Below are 17,945 nucleotides of genomic sequence, written 5' to 3' on the forward strand. Positions count from 1 at the left end.
TCAATTGTTTATTAAGAATAATTGAAAAATTAATGTTTTTTTTCAAAGTATAAAAGTATAAAAAGTATCTTTGTTTCATAAAAAAATAAAAACATGTTTTCAAAATTAGCATATTCTGTTTTCGAGCAAAGTATCAAAGATTATCACAAATTTGATAATGTTGACCAGCCGATCAATAATCCTTATCCAAAAGATAAGTTCGAGCATTTGTTATATCTAAAAAATTGGATTGATACAGTTCAATGGCATTTTGAAGATATTATTCGTGATCCGCAGATTGATCCAGTAGCAGCATTAACTTTAAAAAGAAGAATTGATGCATCAAATCAGGAGCGTACTGATATGGTGGAATATATTGATAGTTACTTTTTACAGAAATACAGCGATGTTAAAGTAAAAGATGGCGCAAAAATCAATTCTGAGAGTCCAGCTTGGGCTTTTGATAGATTGTCTATTTTGGCATTAAAAATTTATCATATGCATGAAGAAGCAAATCGTGCAGAAGCTTCTCAAGAGCACAGAGATAAATGTCAAGAAAAATTAAACGTACTTCTAGAACAAAGAACAGATTTATCTACAGCAATTGAAGAATTATTGACAGATATCGAAAACGGAGATAAATTCATGAAAGTGTACAAACAAATGAAAATGTACAATGATGATGAATTGAATCCAGTTTTGTATCAAAATAAAAAATAATAATTTGGCAGACTTGTCTAGCAAAATTAAGCATATAGCCGTCATGAGACTATCCGCAATGGGAGATGTCGCCATGACGGTTCCTGTTTTACGCGCTTTTGTAAAACAATATCCAGAGGTAAAACTTACCGTTATTTCTCGTCCATTTTTCAAACCTTTTTTTGATGGAATTCCAAATTTGGAGTTTTTTGCTTTTGATGAAAAAGAAAAACACAAAGGATTTCTTGGACTTTTGCGTTTATACAGTCATGTAAAAAAACTGAAAATCGATGCTTTTGCAGATCTTCATAATGTTTTGAGATCTAAGGTTGTGAGTTTGCTTTTCGCTTTAAGCGGAAAAAAAAGAGCAACTGTCGATAAAGGCCGTCAAGGTAAAAAAGTATTAACAAGAGCTGAAAATAAGATTTTCAAACCGCTGCCAACTATGTTTGAAAGACACGCAAAAGTGTTTGAAGAACTTGGTTTTCCATTAGATTTGTCTAATCCAACATTTCCTGAAAAAGCAGTTTTAAGTGCAGAAATCACCAATTTAATTGGAAAAAATTACCAAAGGCTAATTGGTATCGCACCTTTTGCCCAATATGATTCTAAGGTTTATCCTCTAGATTTGATGAAAGAAGTAATTGAAAAATTGGCTGCCAATTCATCGAATAAAATTTTACTTTTTGGCGGAGGAAAGAACGAACTTGAACTTTTAGACAAGCTCGCAGAACCTCTTGAAAATGTGATTAATATGGCTGGAAAAATTAAGTTTCAGCAGGAATTGCAATTGATAAGTAATCTGGATATAATGCTTTCTATGGATTCTGGAAATGCGCATATCGCTGCAATGCTTGGCGTAAAGGTAATTTCTCTTTTTGGAGCGACGCATCCCTTTGCTGGCTTTTTACCATTCAATCAAGATTTAGAAAATGCTTTAGTTCCTGATAGAAAGCAATATCCGAAATTGCCAACTTCTGTTTACGGAAACAAAATTGTAGAAGGATATGAAGATGCAATGAGAACAATTTCTCCAGAAGATGTGGTTTCTAAAATCAATAAATTGATTTAAAATTCCAAATTCCAAAATGGAGAATGAATACCCTCTTTGTCAAAGTTTAAAATTTTGACAAAGAGTTATAAATAAAGAAATCCAAATCCCAATTTAAAGTTGGAATTTGGATTTTTTTTTATTGGAATTTCACTAAAGCCAAATTTTCTCATCCCGGCATCTGCGGTAAATGTAATTTTTAAGATTTGAGATTGTTTCTTGATAATTTGGGGCATCATATCCAAATCGTTCATGTTCCATTTGTTCTTTTTCTAAGGCTTCACAGCCTTTTATAACTTCCTTGATCATGTCTATTAACGGAAGTTCTTTATTGTCAGTTTTTTGAAATTTGAATTCCACAATTTCATCTTGTAATTCTGAGCAATAATCGATAAGTTGAATAACTTCTGGTTCTTCCAAAAGCGATTGGTTATTTTTAAATATTTCACGTATTGACTTCATCTTTGCCAAATTTTAAACTTTGACAAAGATGATCATTTTTTTATTTTGTAAGAATAGTTTCTATATATTTAAAAAAAGATAACCTAATACTTTCTTTTTGTTTTTGTCTACGACAATTTTAACAAAATGATTTTCTGTTTCTGTAGCTAATAAAATGTGTTCAAAATCTTCGGTAGAATTTCGGTAAACTTTATGTACCAAATCCGATTCTTTGATTTTTTTAGATAAAATTTTAGCTGCTTTTAATTCACTCACGTAAGGCCAAATATTAAAAAAACTATCCGAAGTTGATATTTCTGTCATTCCGCCAGTCATTGAGGAATTGTACTTTTCGTTTGAAAGAAGTTTAGGACCTTTTCTATCTTTTCCTTTTTTGATTATGAAGTAAATGCAAACAAAAGAAGTTAATACAAAAAGTAAAATAAAAGTTAAGCGGAGGTAGTGATGCATTTCCATAATTTAAATTGTTTTAAAACGTGTTAACAATTAAATGTAGTTTTACAAAATCTATCCTTTAGGACACAAATGTATTATTTACGAACGCACTACTAATATAGTAAATTTTAGACACAATTTTCAATAAATTTTCAAAAATAAAATCCATTTTATAGGAATTTATAAATTGAAAATCATTTCATGAAAAATCAAAATCAAAAAAAATTCCAAATTCCAACAGTAAAATTGGAATTTGGAATTTTATATTTAAGATTTCTAACGACTAAACATCGTCGTAATCTACATAAATAGTTTCTGAAGTTGGATGTGCCTGACAAGTTAAAATTAAACCTTCAGCAATTTCGCTGTCTGTTAAAATAGAATTTTTAGTCATTTCTGCGCTTCCTTTTGTCACACGTCCTAAACAGCTGCTACAGATTCCGCCTTGGCATGAATACGGAGCATCAACGCCTTGTTTTAAAGCAGCATCAAGAATTGTTTGTTTTTTAGACATTTCAAAAGTAGTCTCTTCGTCGTCTACCAAAACCGTGATTTTTGTATGCCCTTCTTGCGAACCTTGAATTTCATGCTCTTCAGAAGAAGATGTAAAAAGCTCAAATTTAATGGCAGATTCTTTTACATTTTTCTCTTTCAATACATTAGAAACAGTATTAATCATTTCTTCTGGTCCGCACAAGTAGAATTTATCAAATTCTAATTCTTTGTGCTTGTTGTTTAAAACAAAATTCACAGCCGATTTTTCAATTCTTCCAAACAAGGCATTTTCAGCTTTTGCTTGGCTGTATACATTGTGCACAAAAAATCTGCCCACATATTGCAATTGTAAATCGTGAAGCTCTTGGTGAAAGATAGTGCTTTCAGGAGTTTTATTTCCGTAAACCAATACAAATGAACTTTTTGGCTCATTTTTTAAAACCGATTTAATAATAGAAAGAACTGGCGTAATTCCGCTTCCTGCAGCAAATGCGGCGTAGTTTTTTTGTCTTTCAGCATCTGGTTCAAAAGTAAATTTACCTTCTGGCTGACCTACTTCAAGAACATCTCCTGCTTTTAATGTAGTATTGGCAAATTGAGAAAAAAGACCATTTTTAACTGCTTTTACAGCAATTCTTAATTCGCCGCTGTCTGGTGCAGAGCAAATAGAATAAGCACGTCTAATTTCTTGGTTATCAAGAGTTAGTTTTAAATTTATATATTGGCCTGCTATAAATTTATAGTCAGATTTTAGTTCTTCAGGAACATTAAAAAGAATAGAAACTGCATCTGCAGTTTCGCGTTTAACCTCTTTAATTATAAGTTTTAAGAATGAAGGCATGATAGAATTTTTATGCAAAAGTAGCAAACCACTATTAAAATTTTAGCACGAAATTATTTTTTTTAACTTTTTTTTGTAACGTTTTCCTACATTTGGTCTCTTACTACAAAATATTAAAACCGTAAATCATGATTAAGAAGTTTATTTATCTTGAATGGAAGGCCTTTATTCGGTCAGCATCTTTCGGTAAAAATCTGACAATGAAAATTATAATAGGTTTTTTAATGATCTATTTTTCATTAATTTTTATTGGTATGGGAGTTGGTGCTTTTTATATGCTTAAAGAAATGAAGCTGGAACCATTGGTAACTTTAAACAAATTTCTGGTTTATTATTTTCTAGCCGATTTAGTGATTCGATTGTTATTACAGTCAATTCCTGTATTAAATATCAAGCCGTTGCTGGTTCTGCCTTTAAAAAAAACTACTATTGTTCACTTTTCGTTGGGCAAAACAATTTTATCTTTTTTTAATTGGATACATGCTTTATTTTTTATTCCATTTACTGTTGTCCTAATTCTAAACGGATATGATGTTATACAGATTATTTTCTGGCATTTAGGCGTGATGTCTATTATTTACATCAATAATTTTCTGAATATTGTTTTAAGCAATGTAGACAAATTATTTGCTCTTTTTCTAATCGTGATTATAGCTTTAGGAGGCGCTCAATACTATCAATTATTTGATATAACACGATTTACAACTCCATTTTTTCAGAGCTTTTATGAGGTAGACGGATTGTTTTTGATTCCGATTCTAGTATTGATCACACTGCATTATTTTACTTTTAAGTATTTCGAAAAAAACTTATATCTCGATGCAGGACTTTCGGTTAAACAAGATATTGCTTCTACAGAAAATCTCTCTTGGCTGAACCAGTTTGGCACTTTGGGGACTTTTCTTAAAAATGATATTAAACTGATCAAGAGAAATAAAAGATCAAAAACGACTATAGTAATGAGTGTCGTATTTTTATTCTATGGATTGATTTTTTTCGGAAACGCCCATCAGCCACCTGCAATGCAAATTTTTGCTGGAATATTTGTTTCGGGGGGATTTCTATTTGTCTTTGGACAATTTGTACCAAGCTGGGATAGTTCGTATTATCAATTGTTGATGACCCAGAACATTCCATATAAGGGATATATTACCGCAAAATGGTGGCTTATTGTTATTGTAACTTTTATTTCGACTTTACTTGCTTCCTTCTATCTTTTGTATGGTTGGGAAACTTATCTGATTGTTGTAGTAGGTGCAATTTATAATATAGGAGTTAATTCTCATTTAGTTCTTTTAGGAGGGGCATTTACCAAAACACCGATTGATTTAAGTAATGCTGGAGGAGCATTTGGAGATAAAAAAGCATTTAATGTAAATTCGATGCTGTTGTCATTGCCAAAAATATTTTTGCCTTCTTTATTGTATTGGCTTGGACTGCATTTTGCAGATAAAATCGTAGCATTAAGTTTGGTTGCAGGAGCAGGAGTGTTAGGTTTTATCTTTAAAGAAAAAGTATTTTCATTAATAGAAAAAAGGTATAAAAAAGAAAAGTATAGTACGATAAGTGCCTACAAACAAAAAGGTTAATATGATAATTAGAAAATGAATCTAAAATTATAAACTAAAAATAAAATGATACAAGTACATCAGCTTTCAAAAATATATAACGGAACAACTGTTTTAAACATCAATAATTTAGAAATTCCAAAAGGACAAAGTTTTGGTCTGGTCGGAAATAACGGCGCAGGAAAAACAACTTTCTTTAGTTTGCTTTTAGATCTTATTCAACCAACAACAGGATACATAAAAAGCCATGATATTCAAGTAAATACAAGCGAGAAATGGAAATCTTTTACTGGATCATTTTTAGATGAAAATTTCCTTATCGGATATTTGACTCCAGAGGAATATTTTTATTTTATCGGAGATTTACGCCATCAAAATAAGGCAGACATTGATGCATTGCTGAATAGACATGAAGAGTTTTTCAACGGTGAAATTTTAAAAAACAAAAAATACCTTCGAGATTTATCAAAAGGAAATCAGAAAAAAGTAGGAATTATTGCAACACTAATTGGTAATCCTGAAGTCGTAATTTTAGACGAACCTTTTGCCAATTTGGATCCAACAACAGTGAGCCGGTTAAAAAAAATTATTAAAGAATTGGCCGACGATCCTAATGTAACTGTTCTGGTGTCAAGCCATGATTTACAGCACACTGTAGAAGTTTGTGATCGTATTGTAGCTCTTAATAAAGGTGAAATTGTTAAGGATATTCAGACCTCAAAAGAGACCTTACAAGAGCTAGAATTGTTTTTTGCGGTGTAAGAATTTCTATATTTCAAAAAGAAGCGTATTTTTACAAGTGAATATACTAAATCTAATTTTTAGTAGTTATCTGTTTTAAACTCTTTTCTATTGAAAAAGAATACTCTTAAATATAGTTTTACTCTCGTTTTTTTATTCTTTTTGATAGCTTGTTCTACCAAAAAAAATACTTTTTTGGCTCGAAGTTCTCATTCGATTGGGACAAAATATAACATTCTTTATAACGGAGGAATTGGGCTTGAAAAAGGTTTACAGTCAATACAAGCCAATAATGAAGATAATTTTTGGAAGCTATTGCCAATTGAAAAAATGCAGTTTGACGAAAATTTTTCTGAAGGTGAAAAAGCTAAAAATCCTGATTTTGAATTAGCAGAAACAAAAGCAACAAAAGCCATCCAGAAACACTCTATGAATATTGGAGGAAGAGAAAGAAACTGGCAGATTGACGAAGCTTATCTTATGCTTGGAAAAGCAAGATATTATGATCAGCGTTTTATTCCAGCAATTGAGGCATTCAATTATATTTTGTACAAATATCCCGAAAGCAATAATATTTATATTGCAAAAATCTGGCGTGAGAAAACCAATATGCGCTTAGGTAATGATGCAATTGCTCTTAAGAACATCAAAATTCTACTTAAAAAAACAGATCTGGACAAACAGACTTTTGCAGATGCCAATGCTCTTTTGGCAGAAGCGTATCTGAATTTGGAAGAAAAAGACAGCGCCGTTTCTAAGCTTAGAATTGCAGAACAATTTACAAAAAGCAACGAAGAACGCGCAAGATATCGTTTTATTCTTGGCCAGATGTATCAGGCAGAAAACCAGCGTGATAGTGCTATATATTTTTATAATGCTGTTATTGATTTAAACAGAAAAGCAGATCGCAAGTACATGATGCATGCTTACGCGAAAAAAGCACAGATGTTTGATTATGAAAACGGTGATAAAAATATGTTTATTGAAGCATACAATAAATTGGTAGAAAATAGAGAAAACCGTCCTTATTATGATCTGTTGTTTTATGAAATGGGAGTTTTCTTTGATAAAAATAAAGATCAGGAAAATGCTTTGCTTTTTTATAACAAGTCTTTAGGAAGAAAATCTAAAGATCCATATTTAATGGCATCTGCTTATAGAAATATTGGAAATATGTATTTTAAAAATACAGATTATTCGATGGCCGCAAAATATTATGATAGTACTTTGGTAAAATTGGATCCTAAAACCAGAGAATTTGCTTTTATAGAAAAAAACAGAAAAAACCTTGACGACGTAATTAAATACGAAGCTATTGCAAAACGCAATGATAGTATTATAAAAATATACAATCTGCCGCCAAATGAAAAGAAAGATTATTTCGAAAATTATATTTCCGAACTAAAAAAGAAAGATGAAGCCAAAAGACTTTTTGAAGAAAAAGAAAAAGAACGATTGGCCAATATCGATCGAAACTCTCAAGCAGAAATTCCGGGTAATGGAGCTGTAAATCCGCAATCTTTGGGTAAACCAATAGAACAAGAAGGCGTTCCAATGCCTCCCGGTGCAAACGATAACGCAAGTACATTTTATTTTTATAATCCGACAACTGTGGCTTACGGAAAACTCCAGTTCAAAAAAATGTGGGGTAGCAGAACGATGGCAGGAAATTGGAGATTATCAGGAATTAGAGGAGCTAACAATGATGCTATGAATGATACGATCGCTGCTAAAGAAGTTGCCAATGCGTTGAATGATACAATTGTACCAGAAAAATATACTGTAGCTTATTATGTGCAACAACTGCCTACTTCTCAAACAGCTATGGATAGTATTGGTAAAGAACGTAATTTTTCATACTATCAATTAGGACTTATATATAAGGAGAAGTTTAAAGAATATAATTTGGCAAGTGACAAGCTAGAACAATTACTTCAAAATAATCCTGAAGAAAAACTAGTGTTGCCATCAATGTATAATTTGTATAAGATTTATCAGATTACAAATCCTGCAAAAGCAGAAGCGATAAAAGCAGAGATTTCTTCGAAATATCCAGATTCGAGATATGCTCATATTATAAACAATAAAGAAGACGATTCAAATTCGAGTCCAGATAAAGAATACCAAAAATGGTATAAGCTTTTTGAACAAGAACATTTTGATGAAGTTTTAGCAAATATTGACAATTTAATTAATCAATATTCTGGAGATGATATTGTTTCGAAATACGAATTACTAAAAGCCAATGTTTTAGGAAAAGTATTTGGTTTAGAAGCCTATAAAAAAGGACTTGAAAATGTAGCAGATAATTATCCGAATAGTGAGGAAGGACGAAATGCAAGAGAAATTCTAGAAAAACAAGTTCCTGTCTTGGAGAAACTTAACTTTACTACAACTGACACAAAAAATTGGAAAATAGTCTACCGTGTGGCTAATAATGATACAAAAGCAGTTAAAAGAATAGAAGAAGCAATAAGGGTATTTTTGTTAGTTGAAAATTACGAAAGATTGACAACTTCTTTGGATAAATACAATAAAACAGAAAGTTTTGTAGTTATTCATGGTTTAAAATCTGAGGCTTATGCAAATGATATTGCAGGAGTTTTTAGAGAAGATAAGAAATATAAAATCCCAGATCAAGCAATCATAATATCAAATGATAATTACAAAATCGTCCAGATTAAAAAGAATCTAGACGCATACATTGCCCCCAAAACCCCTTAAATCTTAACCGCCATGTTTGAAAAAGTAAAAAAGAACGGAACTGAACAATTAGGAAAAACCAATAGAATTGTTGAAGGAACATCAATAGTAGGAGATATCGTCTCGAAAGCCGATTTTAGATTAGACGGCGAATTGATCGGAAATTTTACTTCGCAAGGCAAAATTGTGATTGGGGCGAAAGGAGCTGTCAAAGGAGAAATTATTTGTAATAATGCAGATATTGAAGGAGAATTTCATGGAAAAATAAAAGTTCTTGAAACCCTTAATATTAAATCAACTGCTCAAATACACGGCGAAGTAGCAGTAGGAAAACTTTCGATAGAGCCAGGTGCTGACTTCACAGCAACCTGTACAATGCTTGCCCATTCAAATACCGTAATAATGTTAGAAGATGGAAAAGGAGCCGAACAATAATAGGAGAAATAAATGGCTAGCATTTATTAATATTCCTTTTCAAATGGGAGTGATCATTTTTGTATTCTCCTATTTCGGAACTTGGCTCGATGAGAATCATCCAAGCTCAAAAGTATATTATAATACCATTTTTGTATTAGCCGGTGTTGGCGTTGCATTGTATAATGTAATTCGACAAGTAAATGATATCAATAAAACAAAGTAGTTAAAAATGTCTTGAGATAAAAGTTGCATCTTTGCACAAAAAATATTTCAAATGCTTTCAAAAAATTACAAACCGTTTTTTTATTTGTTTGGTCTGGCTTTAGGGACTTATATTATCCATAAATGCGTTTTTTTCTTTAGCGAAATTAGTACGGAGAATTTTCATTATAGTTTAGAAGTACTGTATTTTTCTTTCTTCGGGATTTCGTCTTTATTATACCTTATATTATTAGTAGTAAAAAAGAAGAATTTTGAAATTGTCGGAATGGCATTTTTATTCGGAACTTTTACACAAATGTTATTCGCCTATTTAGCACTTCAGCCGATCTTAAAAAATAAAACTGGAGAAACATCTGTTGAAAAAATTAGTTTTTTTGTAACATTTGTGCTGTTTTTGTTATTTCAGACGCTTTTAACTGTCCGATTATTAAATGAAAAGCGTTAAAATAACAATTCTTTAAAACAAGGTTTAAAAATAATTTTTCATATCCTTTTGAATATTAATAAAAAATGTACCTTTGCACCAAATTTTAGAAACGTAAAAAAATAAGATTTTCCACGATATGGTGATTTCAAACAAACCACTCAGCTTTATTCTTGCAGCTTTTGTAGCTTCTCTACCTATTATGGGTTTTGCAAATCAAGAGAATGATTCGACGCATGTTCAAACTGAAACGACTCACGAAGAGAAAGTAGTTTCACATAATGCTCACGAAGAGGGAGAGCATGTTGCTCTAGATCCGAAGGCAAAAGTGGATGCATTTATTGATCACCACTTACAAGATTCTCATGATTTTGTTTTCTTTCAAGATGAAAAAGAAAATAAACACTACGGTTTTCCATTACCAGTTATTTTAATTGATGGAGGTTTAAAAGTTTTCTCTTCTTCAAAATTCCACTTCGGAGAAACAGTTGCAGAAGTTGATGGAAATTTCTACAAATTAGTTCACGGTAAAATTTACAAAACAGATGCAGCCGGAACAGTTACATTTAATGAGCACGGTCATCCAGAAAATGAAAAGCCATTAGATTTTTCAATTACAAAAAATGTAGTTTCAATGCTATTCGTATCAGTACTATTATTCTTTATGTTTACTGGTTTAGCAAAATCATATAAAAAAGGACCAATCCCAACAGGATTTGGTAGAGTTTTAGAGCCACTTGTAATTTTCATTAGAGATGAGATTGCTGTTCCAAATATTGGAGAGAAAAAATACCGTAAATATATGGGGTACCTATTAACTGTGTTTTTCTTTGTTTGGATTTTGAACTTATTAGGAATGACTCCACTAGGAATCAACGTTACAGGAAACATTGCTATCACAGTTTGTTTAGCGGCCTTTACATTTATCATCACTCAATTTAGTGCAAACAAAGATTATTGGGGACACATCTTCTGGATGCCAGGAGTACCAGTTCCGATGAAAATCATCTTAGCTCCAATTGAGGTTTTAGGAACATTAACAAAACCATTCGCATTATTAATTCGTTTGTACGCAAACATTACTGCAGGTCACGTAGTAATTATGAGTTTGATCGGAATGATTTTCGTTGGTAAAAACTTAGCAGCAGATTTACCAATTTCATTAGGATTGACATTGTTCATCTCTGTTATTGAAATTTTAGTTGCGTTTTTGCAAGCGTTCATTTTTACAATGTTATCATCATTGTTTATTGGTATGGCAGTTCAAGATCATGATCATGCTCACCACCACGAAGATGAAACAGCAATTATTTAATTTAGAAGTTTAATTTTATATATATAAATAGTTATGGGAACAATTCCAACTTTAGTAGGTGCTGGTTTAGTAGTAATCGGTGCAGGTTTAGGTTTAGGTAAAATCGGTGGATCTGCTATGGACGCTATTGCTCGTCAGCCAGAAGCTGCTGGTAAAATTCAAACTGCGATGATTATTATCGCGGCTTTATTAGAAGGTTTAGCATTTGCTGCTTTAATCTTAGGAAAATAATAAAGAGAGAAATAACAGCATCTTTAACGGTTGGTTAAAGATGTTGTTACTTTTAAAAAAGAAATTAAATATTTAATATAGTTATATAAAATGGATAAGTTAATTAACGATTTTTCATTCGGATTATTCTTCTGGCAGGCTTTAATCTTGGTAATATTAATTTTGCTTTTAGTAAAATTTGCTTGGAAACCAATTATGGAATCTATTACTGCAAGAGAAGAAGGTATTAAAAATGCATTGCTTTCTGCTGAAAACGCAAAGAGAGAAATGGAAAACTTACAAGCTGACAATCAAAGAATTTTGAATGAAGCTCGTGCAGAACGTGACGCGATGTTGAAAGAAGCTCGCGAAATGAAAGAGAAAATGATTGCTGATTCTAAAAACGAAGCGCAAGAAGCTGGTCAAAAAATGATTGATCAAGCTAAAGCAGCTATCGAAAGCGAAAAGAATGCTGCAATGGCAGAATTGAAATCTCAAGTTTCTTCTTTATCATTGAGTATTGCAGAAAAATTATTGAAAGAAGAATTATCTAACAAAGAATCTCAGACTAAATTGGTTGAGAAAATGTTAGGTGACGTAAAGTTAAACTAAGATTATGGCAAGTACAAGAGCAGCAATTCGTTATGCAAAAGCAATTCTAGACTTAGCAAACTCTAAAGGTGTTGCCGAAGCTGTCAATAACGATATGAAGTCAATTGCAAACGCAATTGAGACGAATCAAGAATTGAGTACATTTATTCAAAACCCAACAACAACTGTTGAAGTTAAAGAAGGTGCTCTTTTAGAAGTTTTCGCTAATGTAAATGGAGTAACAAAAGGTTTGTTCCGTTTATTATTTGAAAACAAAAGATTTGAAATTCTAGATGCGATTGCATTAGAATACAATAAATTATTTGATGAAAATAATGGCGTTCAAGTAGCGAAAGTTACAACGGCAATTCCAATGGATGCTGCTTTAGAAGCAAAAGTTTTAGCAAAAGTTGCAACTTTATCAGATAAGAAAATTACAATTGAAAATATAGTAGATCCTTCAATTATTGGTGGATTTATTTTGAGAATAGGAGATGATCAGTACAACGCTTCAGTTGCTTACAGATTACAAGTATTAAAAAGAGAGTTAAGTAATTAGTTTTATAACACAAAAAGTGTCTAAATTATAAATTAAGATGGCGGAAATCAAACCTGCTGAAATTTCAGCAATATTAAGAAAGCAAGTAGAAGGTTTTGAATCTGGTGCTACGCTAGAGGAAGTAGGATCAGTACTTCAAGTTGGAGACGGTATTGCTCGTGTTTACGGGCTATCTAATGTACAATATGGAGAGTTAGTGGAATTTGATAACGGTATGGAAGGTATCGTATTGAATCTTGAGGAGGATAATGTTGGGGTTGTATTATTAGGACCATCAACAGGAATTAAAGAAGGATCTACAGCAAAAAGAACTCAACGTATTGCTTCTCTTAAAGTTGGTGAGCAAATGGTAGGTCGTGTTGTTAACACTCTTGGTTTTCCAATTGATGGAAAAGGGCCAATCGGTGGAGATTTATACGAAATGCCTTTAGAAAGAAAAGCACCTGGTGTTATCTTCCGTCAGCCAGTAACTGAGCCATTACAAACAGGTGTAAAAGCGGTTGATGCTATGATCCCAGTTGGTCGTGGACAACGTGAGCTTGTTATTGGTGACCGTCAAACAGGTAAATCAACTGTTTGTATCGATACAATCTTAAACCAAAAAGAATTTTACGATGCAGGAAAACCTGTATTCTGTATATATGTTGCAATTGGACAAAAAGCTTCAACTGTAGCAGGAATTGCAAAAATGTTAGAAGAAAAAGGAGCAATGGCTTATACAGTTATCGTTGCTGCTAATGCTTCTGATCCAGCTCCAATGCAAGTTTACGCTCCATTCGCTGGTGCTGCAATTGGAGAGTACTTCAGAGATTCTGGGCGTCCAGCTCTTATCGTTTATGATGATTTATCTAAACAAGCTGTTGCTTACCGTGAGGTTTCTCTTTTATTAAGAAGACCACCGGGACGTGAGGCTTACCCTGGAGACGTTTTCTACTTACACTCTCGTTTATTAGAGCGTGCTTGTAAAGTAATCGCTGATGATGGTATCGCTAAAAACATGAACGATTTACCAGATTCTATTAAGTCTATCGTAAAAGGTGGTGGTTCATTGACTGCTTTACCAATTATCGAAACTCAAGCTGGTGACGTTTCTGCATATATTCCAACAAACGTAATCTCTATTACAGATGGTCAGATTTTCCTTGATGGAGATTTGTTCAACTCTGGGGTTCGTCCTGCAATTAACGTAGGTATCTCTGTATCTCGTGTTGGAGGTAATGCTCAAATTAAATCAATGAAAAAAGTTTCTGGAACTTTAAAATTAGATCAAGCTCAATTCCGTGAATTAGAAGCTTTCGCTAAATTTGGTTCTGATTTAGATTCTGTTACATTGAACGTAATTGAAAAAGGTAAAAGAAACGTTGAGATCTTGAAACAAGGTTTAAATGATCCTTATACAGTTGAAAACCAAGTAGCTATTATCTACGCAGGTTCTAAAAATTTATTAAGAAATGTTCCTGTTAATAAAGTAAAAGAATTCGAAGCAGATTTCTTAGCTTACTTAAATAGCAAACATAAAGATACATTAAATGCTTTGAAAGCTGGTAAATTAGATGACGCTATTACAGACGTAATCGAAAAAGCAGCTAAAGAAGTTTCAGCAAAATATAACTAATTAGATAATTGGTAAATTAGATAATTAGAAGATGTTTGATCATTATTCTAATTATCTAATTTTAAAATTGTCGCATTTTCTAATTAATAGATGGCAAATTTAAAGGAAATCCGTAATAGAATTACTTCCGTTTCATCGACGATGCAGATTACATCGGCTATGAAAATGGTTTCTGCTGCAAAGCTGAAGAAAGCACAAGATGCAATCACTGCAATGCGTCCTTATGCCGAGAAATTAACGGAGTTATTGCAAGATCTTTCTGCTACACTAGAAGGTGAAATAGGAGGGGATTACACTACACAACGTGAAGTAAAAAAAGTATTGTTAGTAGCTGTAACTTCAAACAGAGGTTTATGTGGTGCTTTCAATTCAAATATTATTAAAGAGATTAAAAATCGTACTGATTTTTATGCTGGAAAGCAAGTTGATGTTTTTGCTATTGGTAAAAAAGGTGGCGACGCTTTAATCAAAACGCATAAAATCCATGGTCATCATAATGCAATTTTTGATCATTTGACATTTGAAAATGTTGCTGGAATTGCAGATGATTTAACACAAAAGTTTTTAACTGGAGAATACGATAGAATTGAATTAGTATACAATCAGTTTAAAAATGCTGCGACTCAAATTGTTCAAGTAGAGCAGTTTTTACCGTTGGCGCCTATTAGTACTGATGCTGCTGCAGTTTCTGGAGACTATATTTTTGAACCGGGAAAAGAAGAAATTGTTTTGGCTTTAATTCCTAAGTCTTTAAAAACACAATTGTACAAAGGTATTCGTGATTCATTTGCTTCTGAACATGGAGCGCGTATGACTGCAATGCACAAAGCTACAGATAATGCAACTGCTTTAAGAAACCAATTGAAATTAACTTATAACAAAGCGCGTCAAGCTGCGATTACAAGTGAAATTTTGGAAATTGTTGGTGGAGCAGAAGCTTTGAATGGATAAGCTATTCGATAATAAATAAAAGAAAGCCAGCAAATTGCTGGCTTTTCTTTTTATTGGAAGTTTTATTCTTTTTTAAAAATATTTTTATAAAATGGTGATTCTCAAATTATAATTAAGTTGAGAATCACTACCATTTTATAAAAATAGACAGATAACTCTGCGTGCTTTGTCTTTCATGGGAACAAACTAGCTTTATTAGTCCCAATGCTCTGTTTTTTAAAGGGTTACATTTCAGCAGAATCAATCCCTGTGCTTTGTCTTTTATGGGAACAAACAAGCTTTATTAGTCCCAGTGCTCTGTTTTTAAAGGGTTACTACAGCTGAATCAATCCCTTATGCTTTGTCTTTTATGGGAACAAACAAGCTTTATCAGTCCCAGTGCTTCTTTTTTTAAAGGGTTGTAATAGCTTTCTCATTCCCTGTGAAACAAATTTAATTCAAGTCTGTAAAAAAAATGTTACATAATTTTTAACTTAATTTTATATATTTCACATGTTTTGTTAAAAAAACACTTTATAATGCTCTAAAGATAAGTATTTTATAAATAGTTTGTACAATAATTCCTCTTTTTTTTGTTAAAATATTTTCAAGTGCTAAAAAGTTTACTTACTGTATATTTTAAGTATTTTTGAAACCTATTTCTTTAAAACGATGGCTTTACAAATACGAGCGCTTACTACCATTGATGAAATGGAAGCTCAAATCAGTACAATTCAATTTTTATATCCAAATATAACTTTAGAAAAATATCGATCATTTCTTTCTGAAATGCTTCCGCATAATTATATTCAAATTGCAGTTTTTGAAGGTGATAATTGTCTTGGATTGACCGGTTGTTGGTCGGCAACAAAACTTTGGACAGGAAAATATTTAGAGATCGACAATTTTGTTGTTAATCCAGAATATCGATCTAAAGGAATAGGAAAAATGCTTACAGATTATGTTGAGAAGAAAGCGATCGAGTTGCATTGCAGCAGTATCGTTTTAGACGCATTTACTGGAAATTTTGGTGCGCATCGATTTTATTACAATCAAGGTTATACACCAAAAGGATTTCATTTTGTCAAAATTTTGGACGAAAAGAAATTAACTGTTTAAAAACAGTTAGAAGTTTTTTTTATTGCATCAACAAAAACACCATTAAACAAAAGAAATGGTTATTTTTGTCTTACAAACATTATTAGGATTATATTTTGGGATTATATAAAAATCTATTCAAGCAAACGGCAATTTACGGGCTGGCGACAGTGTTACCGCGAATGCTAAGTTTTTTATTAGTGAGATTGTATACTGGAATTTTACCTACAGCAGAGTATGGTGAAGTTTCGATCGTATTGTCTTGGATGGTTTTCTTTAACGTAGTTCTCTCTTACGGAATGGAAACTGCGTTTTTTAGATTTTATAGTGCAGAAGAAGACAAAAAAAATGTCATCGCAACTTCGACGATTTCAATATTTTGGACTTCAATCCTATTTCTTTTCGCTGGTTTAATTTTTAGAAACACGCTGGCCAATTTAGCAGAAGTCGATGTTCAGTATATTACTTATACGGTATGGATTTTAGTTTTAGATGCGCTAGTTTTAATTCCGTTTTCTAAACTTAGAGCCAATCAGAGGCCAATGGTTTATGCGGCAATTAAGATTGGAAATGTTGTGATAAACTTACTATTGAATATATTTTTCTTGATGTATCTTCCAAAATTAGCAGAAGCAAATCCAAATTCTGTTTGGGATAATTTATATGTTCAAAATTTCCAGATTGCTTATATTTTCATAGCAAATCTTTTAGCGAGTTTGGCAACCTTTATTGTGCTTTCTCCAAATTATCTTTCGCTTGGGCGAAAATTCGATCCTGTGCTTTGGAAAAAAATGATGAAATATGGTCTTCCGATTTTGGTGGCTGGACTTGCTTTCGCCGTAAATGAACATTTCGATAAAATTTTATTAGGTTATTTACTTCCCGAAAATTTGGCAAAGTCCGAAGTTGGAGCCTATTCTGCTTGTTACAAGTTAGGATTATTTATGGTTCTTTTTGCAACAGCTTTCAGATTAGGAATTGAACCTTTCTTTTTTAGCCATGCTAAAAATGAGAACGCACCACAGACTTATGCCGTTATTACTAAATATTTTGTCATTCTTGGATCACTTATTTTATTAGGTGTAATTGTATTTGCAGATGTTTTAAAATATCTGTTGTTAGATAATAAATCGTACTGGGAAGCTATGAAGGTTGTACCGCTTATTATCTTAGCAAACTTCTTTTTAGGTATTTACAATAATTTATCGGTTTGGTATAAACTGACCGATAAAACAAAAATTGGGGCTTATATTTCTATCGTAGGCGCGATTGTTACTTTAATTTTAAATTATATTTTAATTCCGAAGTACAGTTATTATGGTTCTGCAATTGCAACCATTTCTGCTTACGGAAGTATGATGCTTATTTCTTATATTTTAGGAAATAAATATTATCCGATTCCTTATGATATGAACAAGATTGGTGCTTATTTAGGCGTTTCAATAGTATTTTCAATTATCTCGTTTTACGGATTTAGAGAAAAATATTATGTTGGAATTCCGCTTCTTTTAATCTTTATGTATATGGTTTACCATTTTGAAAAAGATACTATTAAAGGAATAATGAAGAGAAAATAAGACAGTTTAAGAA

Annotated in this window: 19 protein-coding genes; 16 read left to right on the forward strand and 3 right to left on the reverse strand. The window is 32.0% G+C overall.

Going from position 1 to position 17,945, the window contains the following annotated elements; genetic code table 11:
- Positions 1-93: 93 nt before the first annotated feature.
- Both ABTV69_RS04960 and ABTV69_RS04965 read left to right on the forward strand, forming a co-directional pair.
- The gene (locus ABTV69_RS04960) at positions 94-699 is read left to right on the forward strand and encodes a DUF4254 domain-containing protein (RefSeq protein WP_290963714.1); all 606 of its coding nucleotides are present in this window, start codon (positions 94-96) and stop codon (positions 697-699) included.
- Positions 700-742: 43 nt separating this feature from the next.
- Positions 743-1,750 carry a glycosyltransferase family 9 protein gene (locus tag ABTV69_RS04965; protein ID WP_433834557.1) on the forward strand — a complete coding sequence of 336 codons (1,008 nt, stop codon included), beginning with the start codon at positions 743-745 and terminating at the stop codon, positions 1,748-1,750.
- A gap of 132 nt (positions 1,751-1,882) precedes the next feature.
- Here the strand turns inward: ABTV69_RS04965 and ABTV69_RS04970 are convergent, their stop codons facing one another.
- The 3 genes from ABTV69_RS04970 to ABTV69_RS04980 all read right to left on the reverse strand — a co-directional run bounded on the left by ABTV69_RS04970 (position 1,883) and on the right by ABTV69_RS04980 (position 3,962).
- Positions 1,883-2,191: a hypothetical protein gene (locus ABTV69_RS04970; protein ID WP_433834558.1), complete on the reverse strand. Its 309-nt coding sequence runs from the start codon at positions 2,189-2,191 to the stop codon at positions 1,883-1,885.
- Between the two features lie 60 nt (positions 2,192-2,251).
- Positions 2,252-2,647, reverse strand: coding sequence for a hypothetical protein (locus ABTV69_RS04975; RefSeq protein ID WP_433834559.1), 396 nt, complete (start codon positions 2,645-2,647; stop codon positions 2,252-2,254).
- Positions 2,648-2,909: 262 nt separating this feature from the next.
- The gene (locus ABTV69_RS04980; RefSeq protein WP_433834560.1) at positions 2,910-3,962 is read right to left on the reverse strand and encodes a 2Fe-2S iron-sulfur cluster-binding protein; all 1,053 of its coding nucleotides are present in this window, start codon (positions 3,960-3,962) and stop codon (positions 2,910-2,912) included.
- A gap of 128 nt (positions 3,963-4,090) precedes the next feature.
- Here ABTV69_RS04980 and ABTV69_RS04985 point away from each other — a divergent pair, with 128 nt between their 5' ends.
- The 14 genes from ABTV69_RS04985 (at position 4,091) to ABTV69_RS05050 (ending at position 17,932) form a co-directional block, all read left to right on the forward strand.
- Entirely contained in the window at positions 4,091-5,551 is a 1,461-nt protein-coding gene (locus ABTV69_RS04985; RefSeq protein ID WP_433834561.1) for a DUF5687 family protein, read from the forward strand.
- 45 nt (positions 5,552-5,596) lie between these two features.
- Complete coding sequence (locus tag ABTV69_RS04990) at positions 5,597-6,292, forward strand: ABC transporter ATP-binding protein (RefSeq protein WP_433834562.1); 696 nt, start codon at positions 5,597-5,599, stop codon at positions 6,290-6,292.
- A 174-nt stretch (positions 6,293-6,466) separates the two neighbouring features.
- Entirely contained in the window at positions 6,467-8,995 is a 2,529-nt protein-coding gene (locus ABTV69_RS04995) for a tetratricopeptide repeat protein (RefSeq protein WP_433834563.1), read from the forward strand.
- A gap of 12 nt (positions 8,996-9,007) precedes the next feature.
- Positions 9,008-9,409: a bactofilin family protein gene (locus tag ABTV69_RS05000; RefSeq protein WP_433834564.1), complete on the forward strand. Its 402-nt coding sequence runs from the start codon at positions 9,008-9,010 to the stop codon at positions 9,407-9,409.
- On the forward strand, positions 9,387-9,614 hold the full coding sequence (locus ABTV69_RS05005) for an AtpZ/AtpI family protein (protein WP_433834565.1): 228 nt from the start codon (positions 9,387-9,389) through the stop codon (positions 9,612-9,614). Before ABTV69_RS05000 ends, ABTV69_RS05005 begins: the two co-directional genes overlap by 23 nt.
- Positions 9,615-9,665: 51 nt before the next feature.
- On the forward strand, positions 9,666-10,058 hold the full coding sequence (locus tag ABTV69_RS05010; protein WP_433834566.1) for a hypothetical protein: 393 nt from the start codon (positions 9,666-9,668) through the stop codon (positions 10,056-10,058).
- Positions 10,059-10,176: 118 nt separating this feature from the next.
- Positions 10,177-11,352, forward strand: a complete 1,176-nt coding sequence (atpB, locus tag ABTV69_RS05015; RefSeq protein WP_433834567.1) for a F0F1 ATP synthase subunit A — start codon at positions 10,177-10,179, stop codon at positions 11,350-11,352.
- Between the two features lie 33 nt (positions 11,353-11,385).
- Positions 11,386-11,583 carry an ATP synthase F0 subunit C gene (gene atpE, locus ABTV69_RS05020; protein WP_008465835.1) on the forward strand — a complete coding sequence of 66 codons (198 nt, stop codon included), beginning with the start codon at positions 11,386-11,388 and terminating at the stop codon, positions 11,581-11,583.
- Between the two features lie 90 nt (positions 11,584-11,673).
- Positions 11,674-12,174 (forward strand): F0F1 ATP synthase subunit B, encoded by a 501-nt coding sequence (locus ABTV69_RS05025; protein WP_008465836.1) that lies wholly within the window; start codon positions 11,674-11,676, stop codon positions 12,172-12,174.
- 4 nt (positions 12,175-12,178) lie between these two features.
- Positions 12,179-12,712, forward strand: a complete 534-nt coding sequence (gene atpH, locus ABTV69_RS05030) for an ATP synthase F1 subunit delta (RefSeq protein WP_433834568.1) — start codon at positions 12,179-12,181, stop codon at positions 12,710-12,712.
- Between the two features lie 37 nt (positions 12,713-12,749).
- Positions 12,750-14,327, forward strand: a complete 1,578-nt coding sequence (gene atpA / locus ABTV69_RS05035) for a F0F1 ATP synthase subunit alpha (RefSeq protein WP_111378768.1) — start codon at positions 12,750-12,752, stop codon at positions 14,325-14,327.
- A 90-nt stretch (positions 14,328-14,417) separates the two neighbouring features.
- Positions 14,418-15,278: an ATP synthase F1 subunit gamma gene (atpG, locus tag ABTV69_RS05040; protein WP_433834569.1), complete on the forward strand. Its 861-nt coding sequence runs from the start codon at positions 14,418-14,420 to the stop codon at positions 15,276-15,278.
- A 651-nt stretch (positions 15,279-15,929) separates the two neighbouring features.
- A complete protein-coding gene (locus tag ABTV69_RS05045) occupies positions 15,930-16,376 on the forward strand; it encodes a GNAT family N-acetyltransferase (RefSeq protein WP_433834570.1) in 447 nt (148 codons plus the stop codon).
- A gap of 95 nt (positions 16,377-16,471) precedes the next feature.
- Positions 16,472-17,932, forward strand: coding sequence for a lipopolysaccharide biosynthesis protein (locus ABTV69_RS05050; protein ID WP_433834571.1), 1,461 nt, complete (start codon positions 16,472-16,474; stop codon positions 17,930-17,932).
- The last annotated feature ends 13 nt before the right edge of the window (positions 17,933-17,945 follow it).

Origin of the sequence: Flavobacterium anhuiense (assembly GCF_050990855.1) — a bacterium.
Lineage (GTDB): Bacteria > Bacteroidota > Bacteroidia > Flavobacteriales > Flavobacteriaceae > Flavobacterium > Flavobacterium anhuiense_C.